Source organism: Pseudoflavonifractor sp. 524-17, assembly GCF_009935845.1.
Lineage (GTDB): Bacteria > Bacillota > Clostridia > Oscillospirales > Oscillospiraceae > Pseudoflavonifractor_A.
On sequence record NZ_QWEK01000028.1, the window covers coordinates 1 to 21,092 of the forward strand.

The 21,092-nt window shown below is 62.0% G+C and carries 19 protein-coding genes; 7 read left to right on the top strand and 12 right to left on the bottom strand.

Features of this window, described 5'->3' with window-relative positions; all coding sequences use genetic code 11:
- From D1159_RS11210 to D1159_RS11235, 6 genes are all read left to right on the top strand, one after another.
- A partial coding sequence (locus tag D1159_RS11210) for a 2-oxo acid dehydrogenase subunit E2 (protein ID WP_161845750.1) occupies nt 1-789 on the top strand: 789 nt, incomplete at its 5' end.
- 198 nt (nt 790-987) lie between these two features.
- The gene (locus D1159_RS11215; protein ID WP_161845751.1) at nt 988-2,388 is read left to right on the top strand and encodes an amidohydrolase; all 1,401 of its coding nucleotides are present in this window, start codon (nt 988-990) and stop codon (nt 2,386-2,388) included.
- A gap of 36 nt (nt 2,389-2,424) precedes the next feature.
- The gene (locus D1159_RS11220; protein ID WP_161845752.1) at nt 2,425-3,432 is read left to right on the top strand and encodes a dihydrofolate reductase family protein; all 1,008 of its coding nucleotides are present in this window, start codon (nt 2,425-2,427) and stop codon (nt 3,430-3,432) included.
- Nucleotides 3,433-3,535: 103 nt separating this feature from the next.
- Nucleotides 3,536-4,927, top strand: coding sequence for a dihydrolipoyl dehydrogenase (gene lpdA, locus D1159_RS11225; RefSeq protein ID WP_161845753.1), 1,392 nt, complete (start codon nt 3,536-3,538; stop codon nt 4,925-4,927).
- Between the two features lie 80 nt (nt 4,928-5,007).
- On the top strand, nt 5,008-5,352 hold the full coding sequence (locus tag D1159_RS11230; protein WP_161845754.1) for a TIGR03792 family protein: 345 nt from the start codon (nt 5,008-5,010) through the stop codon (nt 5,350-5,352).
- Nucleotides 5,352-6,185: an MBL fold metallo-hydrolase gene (locus tag D1159_RS11235; RefSeq protein WP_161845755.1), complete on the top strand. Its 834-nt coding sequence runs from the start codon at nt 5,352-5,354 to the stop codon at nt 6,183-6,185. Before D1159_RS11230 ends, D1159_RS11235 begins: the two co-directional genes overlap by 1 nt.
- Nucleotides 6,186-6,196: 11 nt before the next feature.
- On the opposite strand, the gene D1159_RS11240 is transcribed toward D1159_RS11235, so the two are convergent.
- From D1159_RS11240 to D1159_RS11295, 12 genes are all read right to left on the bottom strand, one after another.
- Entirely contained in the window at nt 6,197-6,952 is a 756-nt protein-coding gene (locus D1159_RS11240; protein ID WP_161845756.1) for a hypothetical protein, read from the bottom strand.
- Nucleotides 6,953-7,065: 113 nt separating this feature from the next.
- Entirely contained in the window at nt 7,066-7,539 is a 474-nt protein-coding gene (locus tag D1159_RS11245; RefSeq protein ID WP_161845757.1) for a flavodoxin, read from the bottom strand.
- A gap of 215 nt (nt 7,540-7,754) precedes the next feature.
- Complete coding sequence (locus D1159_RS11250) at nt 7,755-8,678, bottom strand: DUF4397 domain-containing protein (protein WP_161845758.1); 924 nt, start codon at nt 8,676-8,678, stop codon at nt 7,755-7,757.
- Nucleotides 8,679-8,851: 173 nt separating this feature from the next.
- Nucleotides 8,852-10,189, bottom strand: a complete 1,338-nt coding sequence (locus D1159_RS11255) for a sodium-dependent transporter (protein WP_161845759.1) — start codon at nt 10,187-10,189, stop codon at nt 8,852-8,854.
- A 124-nt stretch (nt 10,190-10,313) separates the two neighbouring features.
- Nucleotides 10,314-11,069, bottom strand: a complete 756-nt coding sequence (locus tag D1159_RS11260; protein ID WP_161845760.1) for a copper homeostasis protein CutC — start codon at nt 11,067-11,069, stop codon at nt 10,314-10,316.
- Nucleotides 11,070-11,282: 213 nt separating this feature from the next.
- Nucleotides 11,283-12,698: a pyruvate kinase gene (gene pyk, locus D1159_RS11265; protein ID WP_161845761.1), complete on the bottom strand. Its 1,416-nt coding sequence runs from the start codon at nt 12,696-12,698 to the stop codon at nt 11,283-11,285.
- A gap of 179 nt (nt 12,699-12,877) precedes the next feature.
- Entirely contained in the window at nt 12,878-14,068 is a 1,191-nt protein-coding gene (locus D1159_RS11270) for a DHHW family protein (protein WP_161845762.1), read from the bottom strand.
- A gap of 15 nt (nt 14,069-14,083) precedes the next feature.
- Nucleotides 14,084-15,511, bottom strand: coding sequence for an MBOAT family O-acyltransferase (locus tag D1159_RS11275; RefSeq protein WP_161845763.1), 1,428 nt, complete (start codon nt 15,509-15,511; stop codon nt 14,084-14,086).
- A gap of 35 nt (nt 15,512-15,546) precedes the next feature.
- Nucleotides 15,547-16,647 (bottom strand): acyltransferase family protein, encoded by a 1,101-nt coding sequence (locus D1159_RS11280; protein ID WP_243152256.1) that lies wholly within the window; start codon nt 16,645-16,647, stop codon nt 15,547-15,549.
- 27 nt (nt 16,648-16,674) lie between these two features.
- Nucleotides 16,675-17,535, bottom strand: a complete 861-nt coding sequence (sdaAA, locus tag D1159_RS11285) for an L-serine ammonia-lyase, iron-sulfur-dependent, subunit alpha (protein WP_161845764.1) — start codon at nt 17,533-17,535, stop codon at nt 16,675-16,677.
- A 1-nt stretch (nt 17,536) separates the two neighbouring features.
- A complete protein-coding gene (gene sdaAB / locus D1159_RS11290) occupies nt 17,537-18,205 on the bottom strand; it encodes an L-serine ammonia-lyase, iron-sulfur-dependent subunit beta (RefSeq protein ID WP_161845765.1) in 669 nt (222 codons plus the stop codon).
- Nucleotides 18,206-18,231: 26 nt separating this feature from the next.
- Nucleotides 18,232-19,530 carry a chloride channel protein gene (locus D1159_RS11295; protein ID WP_161845766.1) on the bottom strand — a complete coding sequence of 433 codons (1,299 nt, stop codon included), beginning with the start codon at nt 19,528-19,530 and terminating at the stop codon, nt 18,232-18,234.
- 216 nt (nt 19,531-19,746) lie between these two features.
- On the opposite strand from D1159_RS11295, the gene D1159_RS11300 reads away from it, so the two are divergent.
- Nucleotides 19,747-21,081 (top strand): CNNM domain-containing protein, encoded by a 1,335-nt coding sequence (locus D1159_RS11300; RefSeq protein ID WP_202621047.1) that lies wholly within the window; start codon nt 19,747-19,749, stop codon nt 21,079-21,081.
- Nucleotides 21,082-21,092 lie beyond the last annotated feature (11 nt).

The following is a 21,092-nucleotide window of genomic DNA, read 5'->3' on the forward strand; positions in this document are numbered from 1 at the left end:
CCCGCCGCCCAGGCCGCTGCTCCGGCGCCTGTGCCGGCCGCCGCCCCCGCGCCTTCCCCTGCGGCCGCCCCCGCCCAGGTATATGACACTTCTCCCGCCGCCGAAGGGGACGTCATCGCCAAGATGACCCCCATGCAGTCCGCTGTGTGCAAGGGCATGATGGGCTCTCTTCAGGGCTCCGCCCAGATCACCATCGCCACCGAGGCCGACGTGACCAATCTGGTGAAGGTCTACAAGTCCATCAAGGGCAAGTACGTCAACGCCGGGGTCAAGCTGAGCTACACCGCCATGCTGATCAAGTCCGTGGCCCAGGCGCTGGAGAATCATCCCGCCATGCGCATGACCGTGGCCGACGCCAACCACATCAAGACCACCGCCCGCATCAGCGTGGGCTGCGCCGTTGACATTCCCGACGGCCTCATCGTCCCCGTCATCCGGGACGCCAACCTGAAGGACCTGCGCACCATCTGCCTGGAGCTGGCCGATCTCACCACCCGCGCCAAGGCCGGCAAGCTCACCAGCGACGAGCTGGGCAACGCCTCCATCACCATCACTAACCTGGGGATGTTTGGCATCACCTACTTCACCCCCATCATCAACGCCCCCGAGGGATCCATCCTGGGCGTGGGCGGCATTATTGAGAAAATGCTGGTGAAGGACGGCGGCTTCTACCCCGGCTCCGTGATGAACCTGAGCCTGACCCACGATCACCGGGTGATCAACGGCGCCCCCGCCGCCCGCTTCCTCCAGGAGGTTGTCGCCGGTCTCCAGGACTTCAAGTGGCTGTAAAAACCTGCGCGCAACGGCTTGGAATACAGGCTCCAAGGAACCGGCAGGTCCCGACGATATGATATTGACGCGAGCGGTCCGCTCGCGGAACCGAAACGGCGGCGGCCAACCAGAGCTGGTTGGCCGCCGTGCGTCTCAGGACCTGGATTCCTGCGGCCCCAGCCTCCCCGCGGAGAGGAAACGGAAAGGATTGCGGCAATGAAAAAAATCGACACCATCATCAAAAACGCCTACCTCATCACCATGAACCAGGCCCGGGACATCCTCCCCAACGCCTGCGTCGCTGTGGACAGCGGCAAGATTCTGGCTGTGGGCGGGGACGAGCTCTTGGCCCAGTATCAGGCCGATACCGTTATTGACGCCGCCGGGAAATGCGTCTTCCCCGGCTTTATCAGCACCCACTCCCACCTGTTCCAGACCATGCTGAAGGGGCTGGGCCGGGATAAATTCCTGCTGGACTGGCTCAACAGCTCGGTACGGGTGGCCCTGCACAATTTTGACGAGGAGACGGTGTACTACGCCGCCCTTCACGGCTGTATGGAGGCCATCCGCAGCGGCACCACCACCATTTTGGACTATATGTACGCCCACCCGATCCCCGGACTGGACGACTGCGTCACCCGGGCCTTTGAGGACATCGGCATCCGGGGCATCCTGGGCCGCGCCTTCACCAATGTGGGCTCCTTCCCCCCGGAGATCGCCTGCCCCACAGTGGAGACCGAGCAGGACTTCTTTGACAACGTCCGCCGGCTGGAGAAGCAGTACCGGGCCCACCCCCGTGTCGGCGTGTGCATGGCCCCCGGCATCATCTGGGACCACACCGACGACGGTTTCCGTGAAATGCGCCGCACCGCGGACGAGCTGCGCATCCCCATCACCATGCATCTGGTTGAGACCCCGGACGACGACGCTTTCTCCCAGGCGCACTACCATGAGGACACCATCCCCCACCTGGAGCGGCTGGGCGTCCTGGGCCCCGACTTTATCGCCGTCCACTGCGTCTACATGAAAGACGAGGATCTGGAAACCTTCCGCAAATACGACGTGAAGGTGTCCCACAACCCCAACTCCAACATGGTCCTGGCCTCCGGCGTGGCCCGCATCCCCGAGATGCTGGAAAAGGGCATCGCCGTCAGCTTGGCCTGCGACGGCTCCGCCAGCAACGACACCCAGAATATGCTGGAGGTCATCAAGGCCGCCAGCCTGATGCAGAAGGTGTACCACCGGAATCCTTCCCTCATGCCCGCCTCCGCCACCGTGGAGCTGGCCACCCTGGGCGGCGCTAGGGCCCTGGGCCGGGAGCGCGATTTGGGCTCCATCGAGCCAGGAAAGCGGGCGGATCTCATTGTCTTTGACCCTCTCAGTCCCTTCTCCGCCCCGGTCCATGACCCGGTAAGCACCTTGGTCTACGCATGCAGCCCTGACAACATCAAGACCGTCCTCATTGAGGGCAAGGTAGTGCTGAAGGACGGCCGCTTTACCACCATCGACGAGGAAAAGACCATCTGGCAGGCCCAGCGCCTGGCGGCAAAGCTGGCGGAAAAATCCGGCCTGGGCAATGTTCAATGGGGCCGCAAGGTACCGCCCCTGTCCCTCTAAAATAACGGCCCACTGTGATTCGGGAGGCAGATTACTATGAATCAGCTTAACTTTTTTCAGACTCCCAAGGACAATCTGAAAATTGATATGGTCTTCCGGGACGAGGCTCTGCTGGCCCAGTTCCAGGCCCAGTCCGCCGAGACCGCCGTCCTGCCGGACGTCCAAACCTACTATACTGATCTCTATTTCCCAAAGGCCCCGGAGGACCGGCCTTACACTTTCTCCTCCATCGTCCTCTCCTCCGACGGCAAAATGGCCTATCATGACAACCCCGCCGGCCCTCTGGTGGCCAAAAACAACTTTTTGGACCCGGACGGCTCTCTGGGGGATTTCTGGGTACTTAACGTGCTGCGGGCCTACTCCGACGGCATCATTGTGGGGGCCAACACCCTGGCCAAGGAGCCGGGTATTACCTGCCACGTCTACGACCAGGATCTCAACGCCCAGCGGGTAGCCGCTTTGGGAAAAAAGCAGCACCCGGTTAGCGTGGTGGTGTCCTTTGACGCCACCGATATCCCCTTTGACCACTACACCTTCCAGGTAGATCCCGCGCAAGGGCTGAAGCTGGTCATCGCCACCGGCCCCGACGGCATGGACTACATCAAGGCCCACTCTCCTCTAAAGCATGTCTTCTGCGGGCCCTTCCGCACCAAGGAGGATGTGGACCAGGCCGGGCTGGCCCCCCTGGACCGGGATTTCGACACCGTCCCCGTCATTGTCACCGGCGAGGGCAAAAGCCCCGACGGCCGTCTGATGATGTACGTCCTGAAAAAACTGGGCCTGGAGAAGCTGTGCGTGGAATCCCCCTCCTATTGCGCCTATCTGCTCAAAGAGCAAATGCTGGACGAATATTTTATCAACTACTCTATGGTCTTCGTGGGCGGCACTACCACCCCAGGCTCTTTTACCCCCTTCGGCCACCTGGACCACCCCCATGGGGAGCTGGTCTCTTTGGGCGTCCACCACAGCAGCTTTCTCTTCACCCGGCAGAAGCTGCGCTATAACGTAAAGCAGGAAACCGACCTGTCCAGTTATAGCTATTAAGAGGCTGTACCAATGCTAGCGCTCCTCAAAACCATCCGACACCGTCCGCCGGTTGTCTCCGGCGGAATTTGTCCTCACACTTTTCTATCAGGAGGAAACAAACATGAGTTATGATCTGGTTGTCATCGGCGCCGGTCCAGGCGGTTATGTGGCCGCTATCCGGGCTGCCCAGCTGGGCATGAAAGTCGCCATCGCGGAGAAAGACGCCTGCGGCGGCACCTGCCTGAACTACGGCTGCATCCCCACGAAGGCCCTGTACAAAAACGCCGAGGTAGTGGACGAGCTCCAGCACGCCGGTGATTTTGGCATCTCCCTCAAGGGCTATGACATCGACATGAAGAAGGTCCAGGCCAGAAAGGCCAAGATCGTAAAGACTCTGTCCGGCGGCGTGGAGTTCTTGCTCAAGGGCAACAAGGTGGACCTGGTCAAGGGCGCGGCCAAAATCCTGGCCCCCGGCAAAGTGGATGTGGACGGCAAGGTGCTGGAGACCAAGAAAATCCTCATCGCCTCCGGCTCCAAGTCCTCCAAGCCCCCCATTAAGGGCATCGACAACCCCGGCGTCATCACCAGCAAGGAGGCCCTGGAGATGGATCGGGTGCCGGGCAAGATTGTCATCATCGGCGGCGGCGTCATCGGCATCGAGTTCGCCGGCATCTACCGTGCCTTTGGCGCCGAGGTCACCGTGGTGGAGTTCATGCCCAAGATTATCCCCGCTGTGGACAAGGAGATCACCGACCGCCTCCAGAAGCTGCTGGAGAAGAAGGGCATAGCGTTCATGGTGGGCACCAAGGTGGAGGCTATTGACAAGAGCGGCAAAGCCCTCTCCGTCACCGTGGACAAGGATGGCGCCAAAAGCGCCCTTCCCTGCGACCAAGTGCTGGTTTCCACCGGCCGGGAGCTGGACATCGAGGGGCTCAACCTGGACGGCCTGGGGGTCAAGTACGACCGCAAGGGCGTCAAGGTGGACGAGAACTACCAGACCAGCGTCCCCGGCATCTACGCCATCGGCGACGTCACCGGCCGGGTCATGCTGGCCCATGTGGCCTCTGAGGAGGGCAAGGTCTGCGTGGAGCGGATGAACGGCGAGGACGCCCAGGTGGACTACGACCTCATCCCCAGCGCCATCTTCACCTTCCCCGACGTGGCCACCGTGGGCCTGTCCGAGGAGCAGGCCAAGGAGCGGGGCTTGGACTACGAGGTGGGCAAGTTCCAGTTCTCCGGCAATGGCAAGGCCTTGACAATGAACAGCGGCGATGGTATGGTTAAGGTGATCGTATCCAAGGACAAGCAGCGCATTCTGGGCGTCCACATTCTGGGCCCCAACGCCAGCGATCTCCTCACCGAGGCGGTGCTGGCCATGCGGGGCGAGTTCACCGTGGAGGAGGCCGCCAATACCATGCACGGCCATCCCACCCTCTCCGAGGCCTTTGAGGAGGCCCTCACCCTCACCCTGGGCCGGGGCATCCACAGCGCCCCCGCCAAGAAAAAGAAGTAAAGCTGCCGCCCCCTTCGCGCCGGACGGCGCGGAGGGGGCGTTCTCCCTGGCAAACCATTATTTTAGGAGGAATTCACGCTATGGAGCTGAACATCTATCAGAAACCCCAGTTTATTGAGGAATTGGTCTTCCGCATCAAGCCCGGACAAGTAGAGCGCTACATCGATCTGGAGACGGAGATTTTCTCGGAACCCCTGTCCCATGTGGCTGGCTTCCTGGGCGGCGAGACCTGGGTCAGCCAGGACCGGGAGGGCGAGGTGACCTCCTTCTACTTCTGGGAGAGCGAGCAGGCCTACCGCAGTGTGGATCAGGCTTGGCTGGCCGGCCAGAAGGAAAAAATGGGCGCCGCCATGGGGGACGACGCCGCTTTCGTCCGGGCTGGCCACGCGGAGGACCGCCGGTTCCGGGTGCGGGAGTACCGCTGATGGAGCGCCCCGTTTTGGAGCGTCCCCAGCCACGGGCCTGGTGGGTGGAGGACGATCCCATCCAACTGACCCTCACCGCCAATGCCGGCATTCTGGCGGCGTGGCAGGGGAAGAAGCTGCTGGTGGACGGGCTCCACAACGGGGACCGCAATTTCAGCGCCGTGCCTCCCGCTCTGCTGGAGGCCATCTGTACCGGCCGGCGGGGCTTTGACGGCATCAGCTGGCTGCTATACACCCATCTGCACTGGGATCATTTCTCCGGCAGGGAAACTCTGCGCTTTTTGCAGCGCAGCCCGGTGCAAAAGATCTTTCTCCCGGCGGGGGACTTCGGGCCGGGCATCGACCGGGACGCCCCCATGCTGCGGCAATTCCTTGTCGCCAACGCCGCCCCCATGCAGGAGCTCCGCCTCTCTGAGGACCGGCCGGTCTGCTACCCGTTGGACCGCGGTCTGAAACTCACCGCCTTTCGGGTCCCCCATGCGGCGGAGGAGTTTGAGGAAATAGAGCACTACTGCTTTCTTCTGGAGCTGGGCAGACGGAATCTGTTCTTTATGGGGGATTCCGACTATGATGTAGACCTCTTTCGGGAGATTTTGACCGGCCGCACTGTGGAAACCGCTGTTATCAACCCTCTTTTCCTCAGCAAGCCGGATGGCCGGGCCGTCCTTCTGGAGGCGGTCCGGCCTCAGCGGCTGGTGGTCAACCATATCCCCTTCCATGGCGAGGACCCCATGGGAATGCGCCGTCTGACGGCCCGCCTTCTGGACCGTTGGGGGGAAGTGCTGCCCCCTGCCGCGGTGCTGTGGGAGGCGGAGGATACCTTGCTGCTTTAAGACGCGATTCATCAGGCGGAGGCATCCGCGTTTTGCTCCATGGCCGCCTGGAATGACCGCAGGTTTTCCAGCATATTTTGGGATGGATCACGGGCGAACACAGGCTCCCGGCGATCCAGCCAGCCCAGACTGTCGTAGAGCCGCCCCTCCCGCTCAAAAGTGGCCAGCAGTCCTGTGTCGGTGTTGAGCAGTTGTACGCTGTGGGCCAGCAGATGGTTGACCTCATCCATAAAAGCGGCAATGTCCTCCGCACTGCAGCGGCCCCCGTCAGGACAATCAAATCCCATTTTCCACTGGAAATTGATGCTGAAGTCCAGGGTATTTTCCCGCTGGACCTGGGCTTCGCCGCGCTCTGACAACGTGAATAGCTCATAGGCGTAGCTGCCTATACCCTGGTTCATATAGGGACTGTAGCGCAGAAGGTAATCTGTTTCCTCCAGGGTACAGAGAAACACGGCGTTGTGCCCCATATGAACCTGGTTTCCCTCCTCCGACCAGAGCAGCGTTTCGTTCTCCCAGACCTCCAGCCGCTGTCCCAGCCCGCCGTCCAGCTCATACAGACGCAGCATCTCCTGTACGCCGTTGCCGTTCAGGTCTGGCGCGGCAGACAAAGTGTGTCCCTCCTCCCAGCCGCTGACGCCGGGGGCGTCTGGCTGTGAGGGCCCCTCCGCCGCCCCAAAGGCGCACACACAGGCCAGCACGGTCACCGCCAGAATGAGCACCCCGGAACCTGCCGCCCATTTCCACAAAACCGGCGGCAGATTCATTTTCCGGCCTTCCGATCCAGCGCTCTGATCGCCATGACTGTGCAGGGACGCTGCTCCCACAGACCGTTTTGGACATTCCACTGGCTGGAAGTCCGCTTGATTCCGTTTCATACTCACAGCGTCTCTACCCACTGCCGCACAGCAGCTTCTGAGATGGCTCCATTCAAAAGCCTGCCCCCCTTGATAACCGCGCCGGGACAGCTGGAGGACAGATCTGCCGCGGCATTTCCCAGTCCGCTGCCGCCGGAGGTGGCGAACAGCGCCACCGTTTTTCCGGTAAAGTCATAGGACTCTAAAAAAGTACGCAGGATGGACGGGGCCGTATACCACCAGACGGGAAAGCCCAGCAGAATGGTATCATACTGCGAAATCATGGCATCGTGATCTGCCAGCGCCGGGCGGGAGGATGGATCTGTCATTTCCACCGTACTGCGGGACTTTTTGTCGTTCCAGTCCAGATCTGCCGGAGTGTAGGCCACAGACGGCTTGATTTCGTATAAATCTGCATTGACCGCGTCTGCAAGCTCCCTGGCCGTCCTGGCCGTGACCCCGCTGGCAGAAAAATACGCCACTAACCTTTTAGACATAACACGGTTCCTCCTGTTAAATGGATTTAAGGAACGGCACAAACTCAGAATCTGGATTCCCAACCGGTCCACCGGTCCGCCCTATATCCTGCCGTCGTGCCAGTACCTGTATTATGGCAGTATTCTGATATGGTGTCAATACAAACGCTCACAATGGAGAGCGGCCAGAAAAAATGCACAGCCTGCGGACTGTGCATTTTTTCTGCCGGCGGAGATTACCGGTCCATTAAAACCAGACTCTGTATCTGATTGCGGCCCGTGCCGCTCTGAAGCAGGTAGACGCTGTAGATGGCGCCGCTGGCAGCATTCAGGTAGAGGGAGCCAAACGTCTCCTGGGGCGGGCAGACCCCCAGCCACGCGGAATCCAGCGTCTCAATGTCCGCAAAGGCCGGCATGGGCAGCAGGTTGGTATCGGCGAAAAAGAACTGATACCGCCCCGGCATAATCCGCTTGAAGGCGCCCGTCTCTTTAAACCGCAGATCGCCGTATACCACCCGGCCGTCGCTCATCAGCACGTCCAGCGGACCGGTATTGTAGGCCAGGTTGCCCACCCGAAAGCTGGAATAGCCGCCGCCAGGGGGGCAGCAGCTGTCTGGAATTTGCAGCAGGTCCATGCCGCCGGCAGTTTTTATGATGGCAATGGTGGTCATGGCTCCCGCGGGGAAAGGCATGGTCTTTTGCAGATAGATGTATCCGCTTGTGTTGGCGATGGTGACGGTGTGATAGCCAGCGCTGACCTGGCTGTAGCGGGTGGCAGAGGCGTAGTTGAGCACATCGACAAACCGGCGGCTGTTAAGAAACACCCGAAGGGCGGGGTAGCCATAGGCCCCGTTGAGAAAGCGCACCCTGGAAGGATTGGGTCGTATCGGGGAGGTGGCGCCGCTGTTTCCGGGATAAACCGGCCCGCCCTCCCCGGGGCTGGGCAGGGGGATGACAGGGGTATTGTCTGTGCCGCCGGGGTAGACAGGCCCGCCCTCTCCCACATCAGGCAGGGGGACGACGGGGGTGTTGTCCCCGCCGCCGGGATAGACGGGCCCGCCCTCCCCCACATCGGGCAGGGGAATTACGGGTTCTCCGCCGCGGGTACGGCTGTTCTGCGACTGCGCAGAGACACAGGAATTGAGGTTGTCTTGGTCCATATCATGTAAACCGGAAATGTTGAGCAGTTCCGGCAGCCTCCTTTCAGATAGATCCGTATTATCTTATGATTGGATGGCCGCGGCTGTGATCTCCGGCGGATTCCGGTAAAAAGATTCCCGTTTGCAGGCAGTCTGCCTGCAAACGGGAATTTTGATCGTTGGATTGGCCCTGTCTAAAACGCCACCTTGAACAGCAGGGCCACCGCGCACAGAATGGCGGCGCAGGGAACGTACACATAGCGGCCCAGATTGTACCACAGGGGGCTGGGAGCCTTTTTCGCGCCCTGGCCCACTTCCTCCAGCAGATCCTCCCGCCGCATGATCCAAAACCAGGATACCGCCCCCAAGGTGGCACCGATGGGAATGATATAAATAGACACAATGTCCATCCACGGCCCCCACTTGGAGATAGGCTCCATGTGCAGACCGATGCCCAGGCAGACGGCACACAGAATGGCCAGCATCAAGCGGCGGTTGAGCCGGGGGAAGCGGTGGAGCAGGGACTCCCCCACCGCTTCAAACATGTTTTGCAGCGAACTGACCCCGGCGAAGACCATGGCGGTGTACAAAATCACGGCGAACAGCCAGCCCAGGGGAATGTCCTGCAAAATCCGGGGGAGGGTGACAAAGAGCAGCGCGGGCCCGGCCCCCACATCCAGCCCGTAGGCGAAGCAGGCGGGGATGATCACCAGCGCGGCCACCAGGGCGGCGATGGTGTCAAAGAGCGCGGTCTGCCGGGCCAGGGCGGCCACGTCCTCCTCCGGGCGGAGGTAGGCGCCGTAGACAATCATGCCGCTGCCAGTGATGGACAGGGAGAAAAAGGCCTGTCCCATGGCCCAGATCCATACCATGGGGTTGCGCAGGTCCTCCCACCGTGGGGTGAACATATACCGGTAGCCCGCCGCCGCCCCGGGAAGGAAAGCCACCCGCACCGCCAGAACGGCAAAGATGATAAAAAACAGGGGCATCATGATCTGGTTGCTCTTCTCAATGCTCTTGGCCCCCAGCAGCAAAGTGAGCAGGGTGCCTACCACCACAATGGCGTGAAAAGGCACCACGGAGTACTCCGACTGGGAGAAGGATTCAAACCAGCCGGCGGTGTCCAGGGTCATCATAGAGCCCGTAACTGAGGTGAAAAAGGCCTTGAGCACATAGGAGATGATAACGGCGTAGCCGATGGCGATGCACATGGACCCCGCCAGGGGAAGCCAGCCCACCAGGCCGCCGGCCCTGCCCAGTCCTTCCTCCCGGCTGGCCCAGGCCATGCGGTAGGAGCCCAAGGTGCCGGTGCGGGCCCGGCGGCCCACGGCGTACTCCGCGGACAGCCCCACTGTGCTGAACAAGAGGATGAAGACCAGATAGGCCAGCAGAAAGGCGCCGCCGCCGTTGCTGCCCATTTTTGCGGGGAAGCCCCACACATTGGCCATGCCCACGGCGGACCCCACCGCCGAGAGCACAAAGCCCCAGCGGCTGGTAAATTGACCGTGCTTCTTTTCGTGATGTGAATTCATTTCTCATACGCTCCCGCTCTGTTATGTCAGGCTTTGTCTGAAGCATGTCCAAACGCCCAAGGGCGGATCTTTTTCCGCCGTACCGCGTTAGAAACGCTCTCGCCGCCGGACATTGCGCCAGTTATCAAACAACGCCTAAACTGTGGACAATCTGGGCGCAGGCCGCGAACTCCTGGGGGTCGGTCTGCCAGATCTCATACTCCGACAGGGAGGGCAGGCCCATGGAGACGGACTCCTTCCGGTAGACCATGCCGCTGTCCAGAGGGGCGCCCCGCCCGGTGGTGTGGAAGATACAGATGCCGGTGGCGTCGTGTATGGCCCGGATGTTATGCCTTTTTACCCCGCATCCGGCCATAATGTCAATCCGGCCCGCCGCCTGGCGGAAGGCCTTGCCCAGCACTTCGCAGCCCGCCGCCGCGCTGCTGGCCTGGCCGGAGGTGAGGATGGTGCGGCAGCCCAGCCGGACGGCGTCCTCCAGTGCCTCAGCCGGGTCCCGGGTCATGTCAAAGGCCCGGTGGAGGGTGACGTCCATCCCCCCGGCGCAGGCCATCAGCCGCTCCATCTTCTCCCGGTCCACCCGGCCCTCCGGCGTCAGCGCGCCGGTGACCACGCCGTCAGCCCCCAGATCCCGAAAGCACTTGATGGTCTCCTCCATCTCCTCCAGCTCCCGATCCGTATAGAGAAAATCTCCGAAGCGGGGGCGGATGAGCACATTGATTTTCACGCCGCAGTCCCGCCGGACCTGCTGAAAAAGAGCGGCGGAGGGAGTGGTCCCGCCGATGGCCAGATTGGCACACAGCTCCAGGCGGTCCGCGCCGCCCTGGGCCGCGGCCATGGCGGAGGCATAGGAATCCACACAGCCCTCAATCAGTGTATTCATGACAGAAAGATCCCCTTTCCAGGCAGAGTCTGCCGGTATTGTATGGTATATGGAAGCGCTGTCTGCCCCACAGTATACCATAGGAAGAAGGGGAAGTCGAGGGCGGATTTGGAAAGTTCCTTTGACATACGTTTACCCCCCTGATGCAGTCCTTTCATTTTCCTGCATCAGGGGGGTTGTCTCGTTCATCTTGCGGGGGGCTCCCCCAGACAATCAAACAATCTGTGCTTTGATCAAATTCGTGGTCCCGCTTTTCCCGATGGGCACCCCGGCGGTAATCACCACGGTATCGCCGGGACTGACGGCCTGTTCCTTCAAAGCCATATCCACAGCCATGGAGAAGAGCCGGTCGGTGGAGTCCACCAGCCCGGTGAGGAAGGTATGCACCCCCCAGGAGAGGGCCAGCTGCCGCCGGGAGCGGTCGTCCTGGCACATGGCCAGAATGGGGCAGGCGGGGCGGTAGCGGGCGATGACCCGGGCGGTGTGGCCGGATTTGGTGGGGGTGAGGATAGCGGTGGCGCTCAAGTCCATGGCGGTGAGGCAGCTGGAGTGGGAGATGGCGTCGCTGATGGAGGAGATCCGGGTGGCCACGCTGCGCTCCTGGAAGCGGCCCCAGTAGTTAATCGAGGACTCGGTGGCGTTGATGATGTCGATCATGGTCTTCAGGGCCTCCGCGGGGTACTTGCCAGAGGCGGTCTCGCCGGAGAGCATAACGCAGGAGGTGCCGTCAAAGACGGCGTTGGCCACATCGGATACCTCTGCCCGGGTGGGCCGGGGGTTGCGGATCATGGAGTCCAGCATCTGGGTGGCGATGATCACGGGGAGGCCCTTCATAGTGGTGTTTTTGATCATCTTTTTCTGGAGAATGGGCACCTGATGGGCAGGGATCTCCACGCCCAGATCCCCCCGGGCCACCATAATGCCGTCGGAGACGGCGATGATCTCCTCCAGGTTGTCCACGCCCTCCCGGTTTTCAATCTTGGCGATGATCCGCACCTGATCGCCGCCGAAGCCGTGCAGGCAGGCACGCACATCTTCCACATCGCTGGCCTTGCGGACGAAGGAGGCGGCCACAAAGTCGAAGTCGTTCTCCACGGCGAACTTCAGATCCTCCCGGTCCTTTTCCGTAAGGGAGGGAAGTTGGATGTTGACATCGGGGATGTTGATGCTCTTATTGCTGGACAGGGGACCGCCGCTCTCTACGGTGCAGCGGATCTCCGTCCCCTCCACGCTGGCGACCCGCAGCTCAATCAGGCCGTCGTCCACCAAAACCCGGCAGCCGGGGCTCACCTCGTTGTGAAGGTTGGCGTAGGTGACGGACACCTGCCGGCTGTCCCCAGGCACGTCCTGGGTGGTAAGGGTGAAGGGCTGGCCCCGCTCCAGAAGGACGGGTGCAGCAAAGGACTTGACCCGGATCTCCGGTCCCCGGGTATCCAGAATGGCGGCTACAGGCACGCCCATCTCGTCCCGGACGTTTTTCAGTTTGGTGAGCTGGGCGAGGTGGCTGTCGTGGGTGCCGTGGGAGAAGTTGAACCGGGCTGCATCCATGCCGCAGGCGATGAGCTGGCGGATTTTTTCCTCACTGTCCACGGCGGGACCCAGGGTACAGATTACTTTTGTCTTTCTCAAAGCGGCGCCTCCTTCATTTTGTCGCGGCGTTCCATTTTATTACAATTCCTGTTACAGACCCATTATAACCAAAAGGGGCGGGGTTGAAAAGGGTCAAAAGCCACAAGAAACCCGTGGGAAAACCGTTGGGAGCGCTGCGGCTTGGCGAAAAAACCGCCTCCTGTCAGGGAAGAAGCGCCTTAATGGAACTGAAACAGCTCCTCCGAGCGCACCGAGCTGGCGGAATAGAGGATGAGGACCAGATCCGGGTCGATCTGGGCGATGGTGCTGGTGAGATCCCCCTCAAAATAGCGCAGATCCACGGTGGTGAGCTGGGAACAGGACAGAGCCAGAAAGGGGGTCAGGGCACAGGAGAAGGACTCCCGGATGAGGAGGATCTTCTTCTCATTTTCGCTCCTGTGATTGGTGATGGTGGCCAGGCCGTAGTCGCCGCCGGAATAGAGGGTATAAGGATTGGCGTTGAACCAGTCCTTTTCCGCCACCCGCTCCGGGAAGAGAAGGGACTGGCCAAATGGGCCCCGGCGGTCCATGCCGTTGGCGGGACAGGTGTAGGTGAAGTCGGTGTCAAACCGGGGGAGATACTGGGTGATGTCGTCCACGCCGGCGTAGAGACTGCCGGTACGCTTGCCCTGACTGCCCAAAAACCAGTTTTCATAGACCCTTTGGTCGTAATTGGCCTGGTCGGTACAGTAGGCGGGGGTGGCAATCCCATAGTTCCGCTCCAGCACAGGAACCAAATTCTGCCAGGCAAAAAAGGCGGCTTGAGGGGTCCAGTGGTGGTCGGTGCGGAAGAACCAGCCCTCATGTCCGGCGGCGAAGGCGGGGCGGAGGTCCAGGGTGTTTACCCCGTTCTGCTCCAGCCGCTCCAGCAGGCGGTCGGCGTTGCCGTTGTAGTGGTCGGAGAGGCCGGGAGGGAGCTGGCTGCCGCCGGACTGGATTTTATAGGGGGCAGTGACGAAGAGCAGGGGGATGCCCAGGCCGTCCAGCGTCTGCTTCAAGCCGGCGGTGGCCTGGGCCTGGGGGGTGACATCGGCAGGGGCGTCGGCGGGACTGGCGAAGGTGAGGGCGCCGCTGTCCAGCTTCACCACCCAGGCGCTGCTGTTCATATCCTCCAGCACCCGCCGGCCGGTGAGCCGCTGAATGCCGCCGTAGAGCTGGATAAACAGGTGCTCCCGGTCTAGGTCGGCGTTGAGCTTGCCGTCCGCTTGGGCAAGAAACTCCTCTGCTGTAATCTCCCCCTGGCCCAGGGCGTCTATGGTGAGGAGGAACTGGCTCTCTCCGGTGAGAAAACCGTGGAGCAGATAGCAGAATCCCCCCAGAGTGGCGGTGAGAAAGAGAACCGCCGCGGCGGTATGGGCACGGTTTGGCATAGCGGCCTCCTGAATTCAGAAATTAAAATAGATAAATGGGTTATAGGTACCCTTGACGATGAAGGCGGCGCACACCACGTACAGCGTCAGAACCGCCAGGGGGTAGAGGGTGTCCCGCACTAGGGCGCCGCCCCGCCCGGCGGACGCCAGCCGGGCGGACAGCCATCTGGCGATGGGAGTGGCGCACAGGGCGGCGGCCAGGAGGAGAAAGCGGTACTCCGTGAGGAAGAAGAGGGTGTAAGAATCCCACCAGCCGGCGGCGGGGAAAAACATGGCCTTCAGGTGGAGGAACGCCGCCCCCAGACTGTCCGCCCGGAAGAAGACGCAGCCAATATCAAAGGCGATCAAAGTATACAGCCACCGGCACCATCCGGGCCAGCGAGTACCGAAGCCTCCGAATTTCTCCAGGGCCAACAGAGAGAAGGAGTACAGCCCCCAGAAGAGGAAGGTCCAGTTGGCCCCGTGCCACAGGCCGGTAAGCAGCCACACGATGAAGAGGTTGCGCACATGCTTCCACTTGGCGCTGACCCGGCTGCCCCCCAGGGGCACATACACATAGTCCAGAAACCAGGTCGACAGGGAGATATGCCACCGCCGCCAGAACTCCGTGATGGATCGGGAGATAAAGGGATAATTAAAATTTTCCAGGAAGTGAAAGCCGAACATCCGCCCCAGGCCGATGGCCATGTCAGAGTAGCCGGAGAAGTCGAAGTAGAGCTGCAAAATATAGCACAAGGAGCTCAGCCACGCCAGGCCGGCGGACAGGCCGGCGGCGGGGAGGCCGTAGACAAAGTCCACCAGAACCGCCAGCTGGTTGGACAAAAAGACCTTCTTCCCCAGGCCGGTGAGAAAGCGGCATACCCCAGAGGAGAAGTCCTCCCAGCTCTCCCGGCGGCAGTCAATGTCCTCCGCCACCGTCTCATACTTCACAATGGGGCCGGCGATGAGCTGGGGGAAGAAGGAGATGTAGAGGGCCACCTTCAGGGGATTGCGCTGGACCTTCCCCCGGCCCCGGCCCACATCCAGAACATAGCTCATGGCCTGGAAGGTGAAGAAGGAGATGCCGATGGGGAGATCAATGATGGGGACGGTCAGCCCCAGTCCCAGCCGGTTGGCCTCGGTAAGCACAAAGGCGAGGTATTTGAAGACGAAAAACAGCCCCAGGTTGGCGGCCACCGCCAAACCCGCCGGCAGGCGGGTGGAGCGCCCCCGGGTCCGCCAAAGACCCACCCACAGCCCGAAGAGGTAGTTGGCGAGAATGGAGGCTATCATCACTAGAACGAACCAGGGCTCCCCCCAGGCGTAGAAAAAGAGGGACGCGGCCAGCAGCAGCAGGTTCTGGGCGGGCCGGCGCAGAGGCCCCAGCCAGGTACATACGCCGTAGTAGCCCAGCAACACTATGGGGAGGAAGAGAAAGAGGAAGACAGAACTGGAAAAAAGCACGTCAGAAACTCCTTTTCAGGGGGAAATCGTGGAAATCAAGTGAGATACCGCCCCGCCACGGGGAGCCTGGACAGGCCCCAGGCCAGCGCCGCGGCGCAGAGGAACACCAGCGCGGAGAGGGCCGGAACGGAGAGGATAGGGGAAAAGGAAAGGGTGCTGATCCCCAAAGTGCGCAGCAGAGAGATAAAAATATCGTGGCAAAGGTAAATGCCGAAGGTAAGCGGGGACAGACGGACCGCCCGCCGGCACAGGGGGGCGTCCGCTCTGCGCTCCGGCAGGGAGCGGAACGCTGCAAACACCGCCGCCGCCATCGCGGCCACATTGGGGGTAAAGTAGCTGTACAGGGCGAGGGTTTGAACCCCCGCGGAGCGGGAGAGGTACCAGGTGCCCCAGACGGTGCCTGCCGCCCCCAGCAGGCCGGCCAGATAGATCGCCCGCCGCGCCCCGGGACTCAGCGCGTAGGTCTTCAGGTAGTACCCCGCCACGTAGTAGCCCGTATAGCCCAGGACCAGCCGGACATCCAGCCGGTTCACCCAGGTGGAGAGGGTCTGGCTGGGCCGCAGGGCGAGCACCGCAGGCAGGGTGAGGGCAAAGACCGCCGTCAGCAAAAAGAACCAGTGAAAATCCCGCCGCTCCGCCCCCCGGACAAAGGCCCGGAGAATTGGGGTGATCAGGTACAGCCCGAGGATCATGGGCAGAAACCAGAGGTGATAGTGGAGCTTGCCCCACAAGACGGTTTTCAAAGCCTCCAGATACCCGCTCAGGGTAAAGGGGCCGCGGTGGATGGTATGGGTCAGGCAGGCGTAAAAGCAGGCCCATACCAGCAGCGCCGCCGCGATGGGGAGGATATGGCGGCGAAACAGCGCGGAAAGGCTGAGCTTTTTCCTGGGATCCAGCAGAAACATCCCGGAGAGCATGACGAAAACCGGCACGCACCAGCGGGTGAGGCTGTTATAGAAATTGAGCACGGCCCAGTCTAGGGTATTTACGCCGGCCTGATCCATCCAGCCGCCGGAGAGGTGCAGGACAACCACGGCAACGGCGGCGGCCACCCGGAGCAGGTCGGCGTACATCAGCCGCCCTTCCCGGCTGGGCATGCGCTCCCTCCGGCCGGCAGCGCTGTGTGGGTTTGGCATGGCAAAGACCTCCTGTGGGCGGCATTCTTATCGGGTGCGCATGAATTCGGCCACTCTGCGCCCTGTGGGCGTGGCGGCAAGTCCCCCCTCGCCGGTCTCCCGCAGGGCGGAGGGCAGGCTGGCCCCAACGGCGCCCATGGCGTCAATCACCTCGTCGCAGGGGATCTGGCTTTCCACGCCGGACAGCGCCATCTCCGCACAGGCCAGGGCGTTGGTGGCCCCCATGACGTTGCGCTTGATGCAGGGGACCTCCACCAGGCCGGCCACAGGGTCGCAGGCCAGACCCAGCACGTTGGACAGCGCCATGGCGCAGGCGTGGGCCATCTGCTCCGGCGCGCCGTCCATGAGGCAGGTGACTGCGGCCGCGGCCATGCCGGAGGCGGCGCCTACCTCCGCCTGACACCCCCCCTCCGCCCCGGCGATGGAGGAGCGGGCGGCGATGACCTGGCCAAAGCCGGCGGCCACGTACAGGGCCTGGATCATCCGCTGGTCCGGCAGCTGATAGCGCCGCTTCATGGGCAGCAGCAGCGCCGGCAGCACCCCGCAGGCCCCGGCGGTGGGGGCGGCCACAATACGGCGCATACAGGCGTTGCACTCCCCCATTTTCAGGGCGGTGGCGATGACGTCCCGGGTGAAGGGGCTGCACAGGCCGGGGCCGGGCGCGGTGAGCTTGGCCCCCTCGCCCCCCACCAGGCCGCTGGGGGAGCGGCGGTCCGGGTCGTAGTCCCGCTCCGCCGCCTGCATGGCCTCCCAAAGGGTGCCCATCTTGGCCAGGGAGGCCTTTTCCTTTACGCTGCGGTCGGACATATCGTCCTCCAGAATGATCTGCCAGAGGGGCTTGTTCTCCTGGCGGGCGGTCTGGAGCATATACGCGACAGAAGTAAACATATTATTCCGCGCCTCCCACTTCCAGATAAGTCACGTTGGTGATGCAGTCACAGGAGCGGATCTCCTGACAGACGTTGGCGGGGACGGGCTCGTCGCTCTCCAGCACCAGGATCTCGTTGCCCCCCTTGGCCCCCCGGTAGAGCTGCATGGAGGCGATGTTCACATTGCTGCGGGACAGGATGTTGGAGATGGCGGCCACCTGTCCCACCCGGTCCTGACTGCGGATGATAAGGGTGTTTTTCTCCGCGGAGAAGGCAGCAGGCAGTCCGTCCACCGAGGTGACCCGGATACGCCCGCCCCCCAGGGAGGCGGCCACCACGGTGATCCGTTTCATATTCCGGTCCATGGCCCGGATCTGCACGGAGTTGGGGTGGGCGTCCTTGAGCACACCGTTGGAGAACTGGAAGGTGAGCCCCTGCTGGTCGGCGAAGGTGTAGCTCTGGGGGATGCGGGGGTCGTCCGGCTCCATGCCCAGCAGGCCGGCGATGAGGGCCCGGTCGGTGCCGTGGCCGCTGCCGGTGGCGGCAAAGGAGCCGTGGAGGGTGAGCTCCGCCCCGATGGGCTGGCTGCCCAGCAGATTGCGGGTGACAAGGCCGATGCGCACCGCCCCCGCCGTGTGGGAGCTGGAGGGGCCCACCATAATGGGGCCCATGATGTCAAAGATGGTCATAAGAGCGTTACTCCTGTTGAATTTTGTCAATCCGCCTTTTTGTTCACCAAATCCAGGCGGAATTTGCTGTAAACAATGGTCTGCTGACTGTACAGGCTGTGGTAGCCGGAGAGCATGTAGGATACCGCGATAGGCAGCGCGAAGAGGAGCAGACTGTGGCCGGTGAAGAGTCCGGGGCTGTCCCCGGAAAAGAGTTCCACCGCGAGAAGCAGAGAGGTAAAGGGGCAGTTGGTGACCCCACAGAACAGGCTGACAATGCCCAGCCCCGCCCCAAAGGAGGGAGACAGCCCCAGCAGCGGGGCGGCGGTACAGCCGAAGACCGCCCCGGTGAAGAAAGTGGGGACAATTTCGCCCCCCTTGAACCCCGCGCCCAGGGTGACGGCGGTAAAAAGAATTTTTAAAATAAACGCCTCGGGCCGGGCGTCCCCCCCTACGGCGGCATGGATCACCGCCGCCCCAGCGCCGTTGTAGTCAAAGGTAAAGGGGGCCCACAGCCACACCGCCAGCGTGAGCCCAATCACCAGCAGGCCGCCGGCGGCGCCCCGGAGAACAGGGTCCGGCAGATACTTCTGGTAGAGGTGGAAAGCCAGGTGCATGGCGCGGCAGAACACAACAGCCAGCAGCGCGAACAGTACGCCCAGGATCAAGGTCTGAACAATGGCGCACAGAGACAGATCGGGAATACCGGCGAGGGAAAAGGCAGTGCCCGGCACCCCGAGCTGCTGGGCGGTCCACAGGCCGAGGACGGAGGAGAGTACGCAGGGGACAATGGCGGCGTAGCGCAGCAGCCCTACATTCTCCACCTCCATGGCGAAGGCGGCGGCGGCCAACGGAGTGCCGAAGAGGGCGGAAAAGGCCGCGGACATACCGCACATGGTGATTATCTGCCGGTCCTTGGGGTCGCGCAGACGGCTCCACCGGCTGATTCCTGCGGAAAGTCCGCCGCCGATCTGGAGAATGGCCCCCTCCCGCCCGGAGGAACCGCCTACCAAGTGGGTGAGGATGGTGGACACAAAGACCAAAGGCGCCAGACGGACAAGAAGGGGGGCGTCCTCCTGAACGGCGGCCAGGACGCAGTTGGTCCCCGGATCCTGCTCCAGGCCGCACAGCCGGTAGAGCAGGGCGATGGCCGCTCCCGCCGCCGGCAGAAGGAGCATCAGCCAAGGGTGAGCCAGGCGGGTGTTGGTGGCCAGCTGAAAGGCGTGGTAAAAGGCCGCGCTGACAGTACCCACGGTCAGCCCGACGGTACAGGCGAAAAACAGCCATTTAAAAAAGAGCGCAGGCGCCTGCAAATGCTCATGCAGCTGCTTTTTCCAATCGTCCATTGCATTCCCTCCTCCAGAGAAGATCAGATTTCTATACCGGAAACAGGGTGCGATATTGTACAGTTATCCATTATAGCATAAAAGCTGCGGCTATAATATATAAAAATATCCAACGGAGCAAAGAAATTTACGGGTTGCAGTGGAAATTTTCAGAAAATGTGCTATACTGAATAAAAATTATGCGGATAGATCTGGGAAAACTGAGGAGGAATTTGCTTGCAACCGCCCATATGGATCTTATTGCTACTGTCGCTGGCGGCGGAGATACCCCTGTCGGCCTGCTCCGCCGCTTTGGATGAGGTGGGCCCGGAGCGCCTGCGCCGGCAGGCGGAGGAGGGTGAGCCGCGGGCGGTCAAGGCCCTGCGCGCCCTGAAGCACCACACTGCCTTTCTGCGCGGGCTGGCCCTGTGGCGGATGGCCTGCCTGGGGACGGCCGGCGCGGCGGCGTGGAGCCTGAGCGCAGCCCTCTTTCCGCACAAGCAGCCGGTGCCTGAGTATCAGGTGTTCCGCTATGACGCCTTTACGGGGGGCAAACAGGCGCTGTTCCTGCTGGCGGTGTTGCTGCTGTTCTATACGCTGGGGTGGCTGGCGCCCCGGCGGGTGGCCCTGAACAACCCTCTGGGGGTGCTGCGGGCGCTGTGCCCGGTGCTGCTGCCGTTTGTAACGGCGCTGCGGCCTTTGACCGGCGGTCTTGCCTGGGTGGTGCGTCAGGCGCTGCGCCTGTTCCACATTGACCCGGCGGCGGAAGGGGGCAACGTGTCCGAGGAGAATATCCGGCTGATGATGGAGATTGGCGAGGAGCGGGGGGCCATTGACTCGGCGGAGAAGGAGATGATTGAAAACGTCTTCGACTTCAATGACCTGACCGCCGAGGACGTGATGCTCCACCGCACAGAGATGACCTGCCTGTGGACACAGGACAGCGAGGCGGACATTCTGTCCACCATTGAGGAGACCGGCCTGTCCCGCTTTCCGGTATATGAGGAGGACCCGGACGACATCATCGGCATCCTGTCCAGCCGGGATTTTTTCCTCAACGCCCGGCGCCCCGCTCCGCGGCCCCTGAAGGAGCTGCTGCGCAAGGCCTATTTTGTCCCCGAGTCGGTGCCGGCGGGCAACCTGTTCCGGGATATGCAGAGCCGGAAGGTCCATATGGCCATTGTGGTGGACGAGTACGGCGGCACCTCCGGCCTGGTGACGATGGAGGATCTGCTGGAAGAGATTGTGGGCAAAATTTATGACGAATTTGATCCCCAGGACGAGCAGGAGATCATCCCTCTGGGGGAGAATCTGTGGCGGGTGGCTGGCACAGCGGAGCTGGACGAATTGGCCGCCGCCTTAAACATGGACTTTTCCGAGGAGGAAGGGTCGGACACGTTGGGGGGGCTGGTCTTCTCCCGGCTGTCCGTCATCCCGGAGGACGGGAGCCGCCTGAGTGTGGACGCCGCGGGGCTACATATCCAAGTAGAGCAGTGGGCGGACCGCCGCCTGGAGTGGGCGCTGGTGTCCAAGCTGCTGCCCCAGGAGGAGGACGAGAGCAGCGAAAAATAGAAGATGGAAAA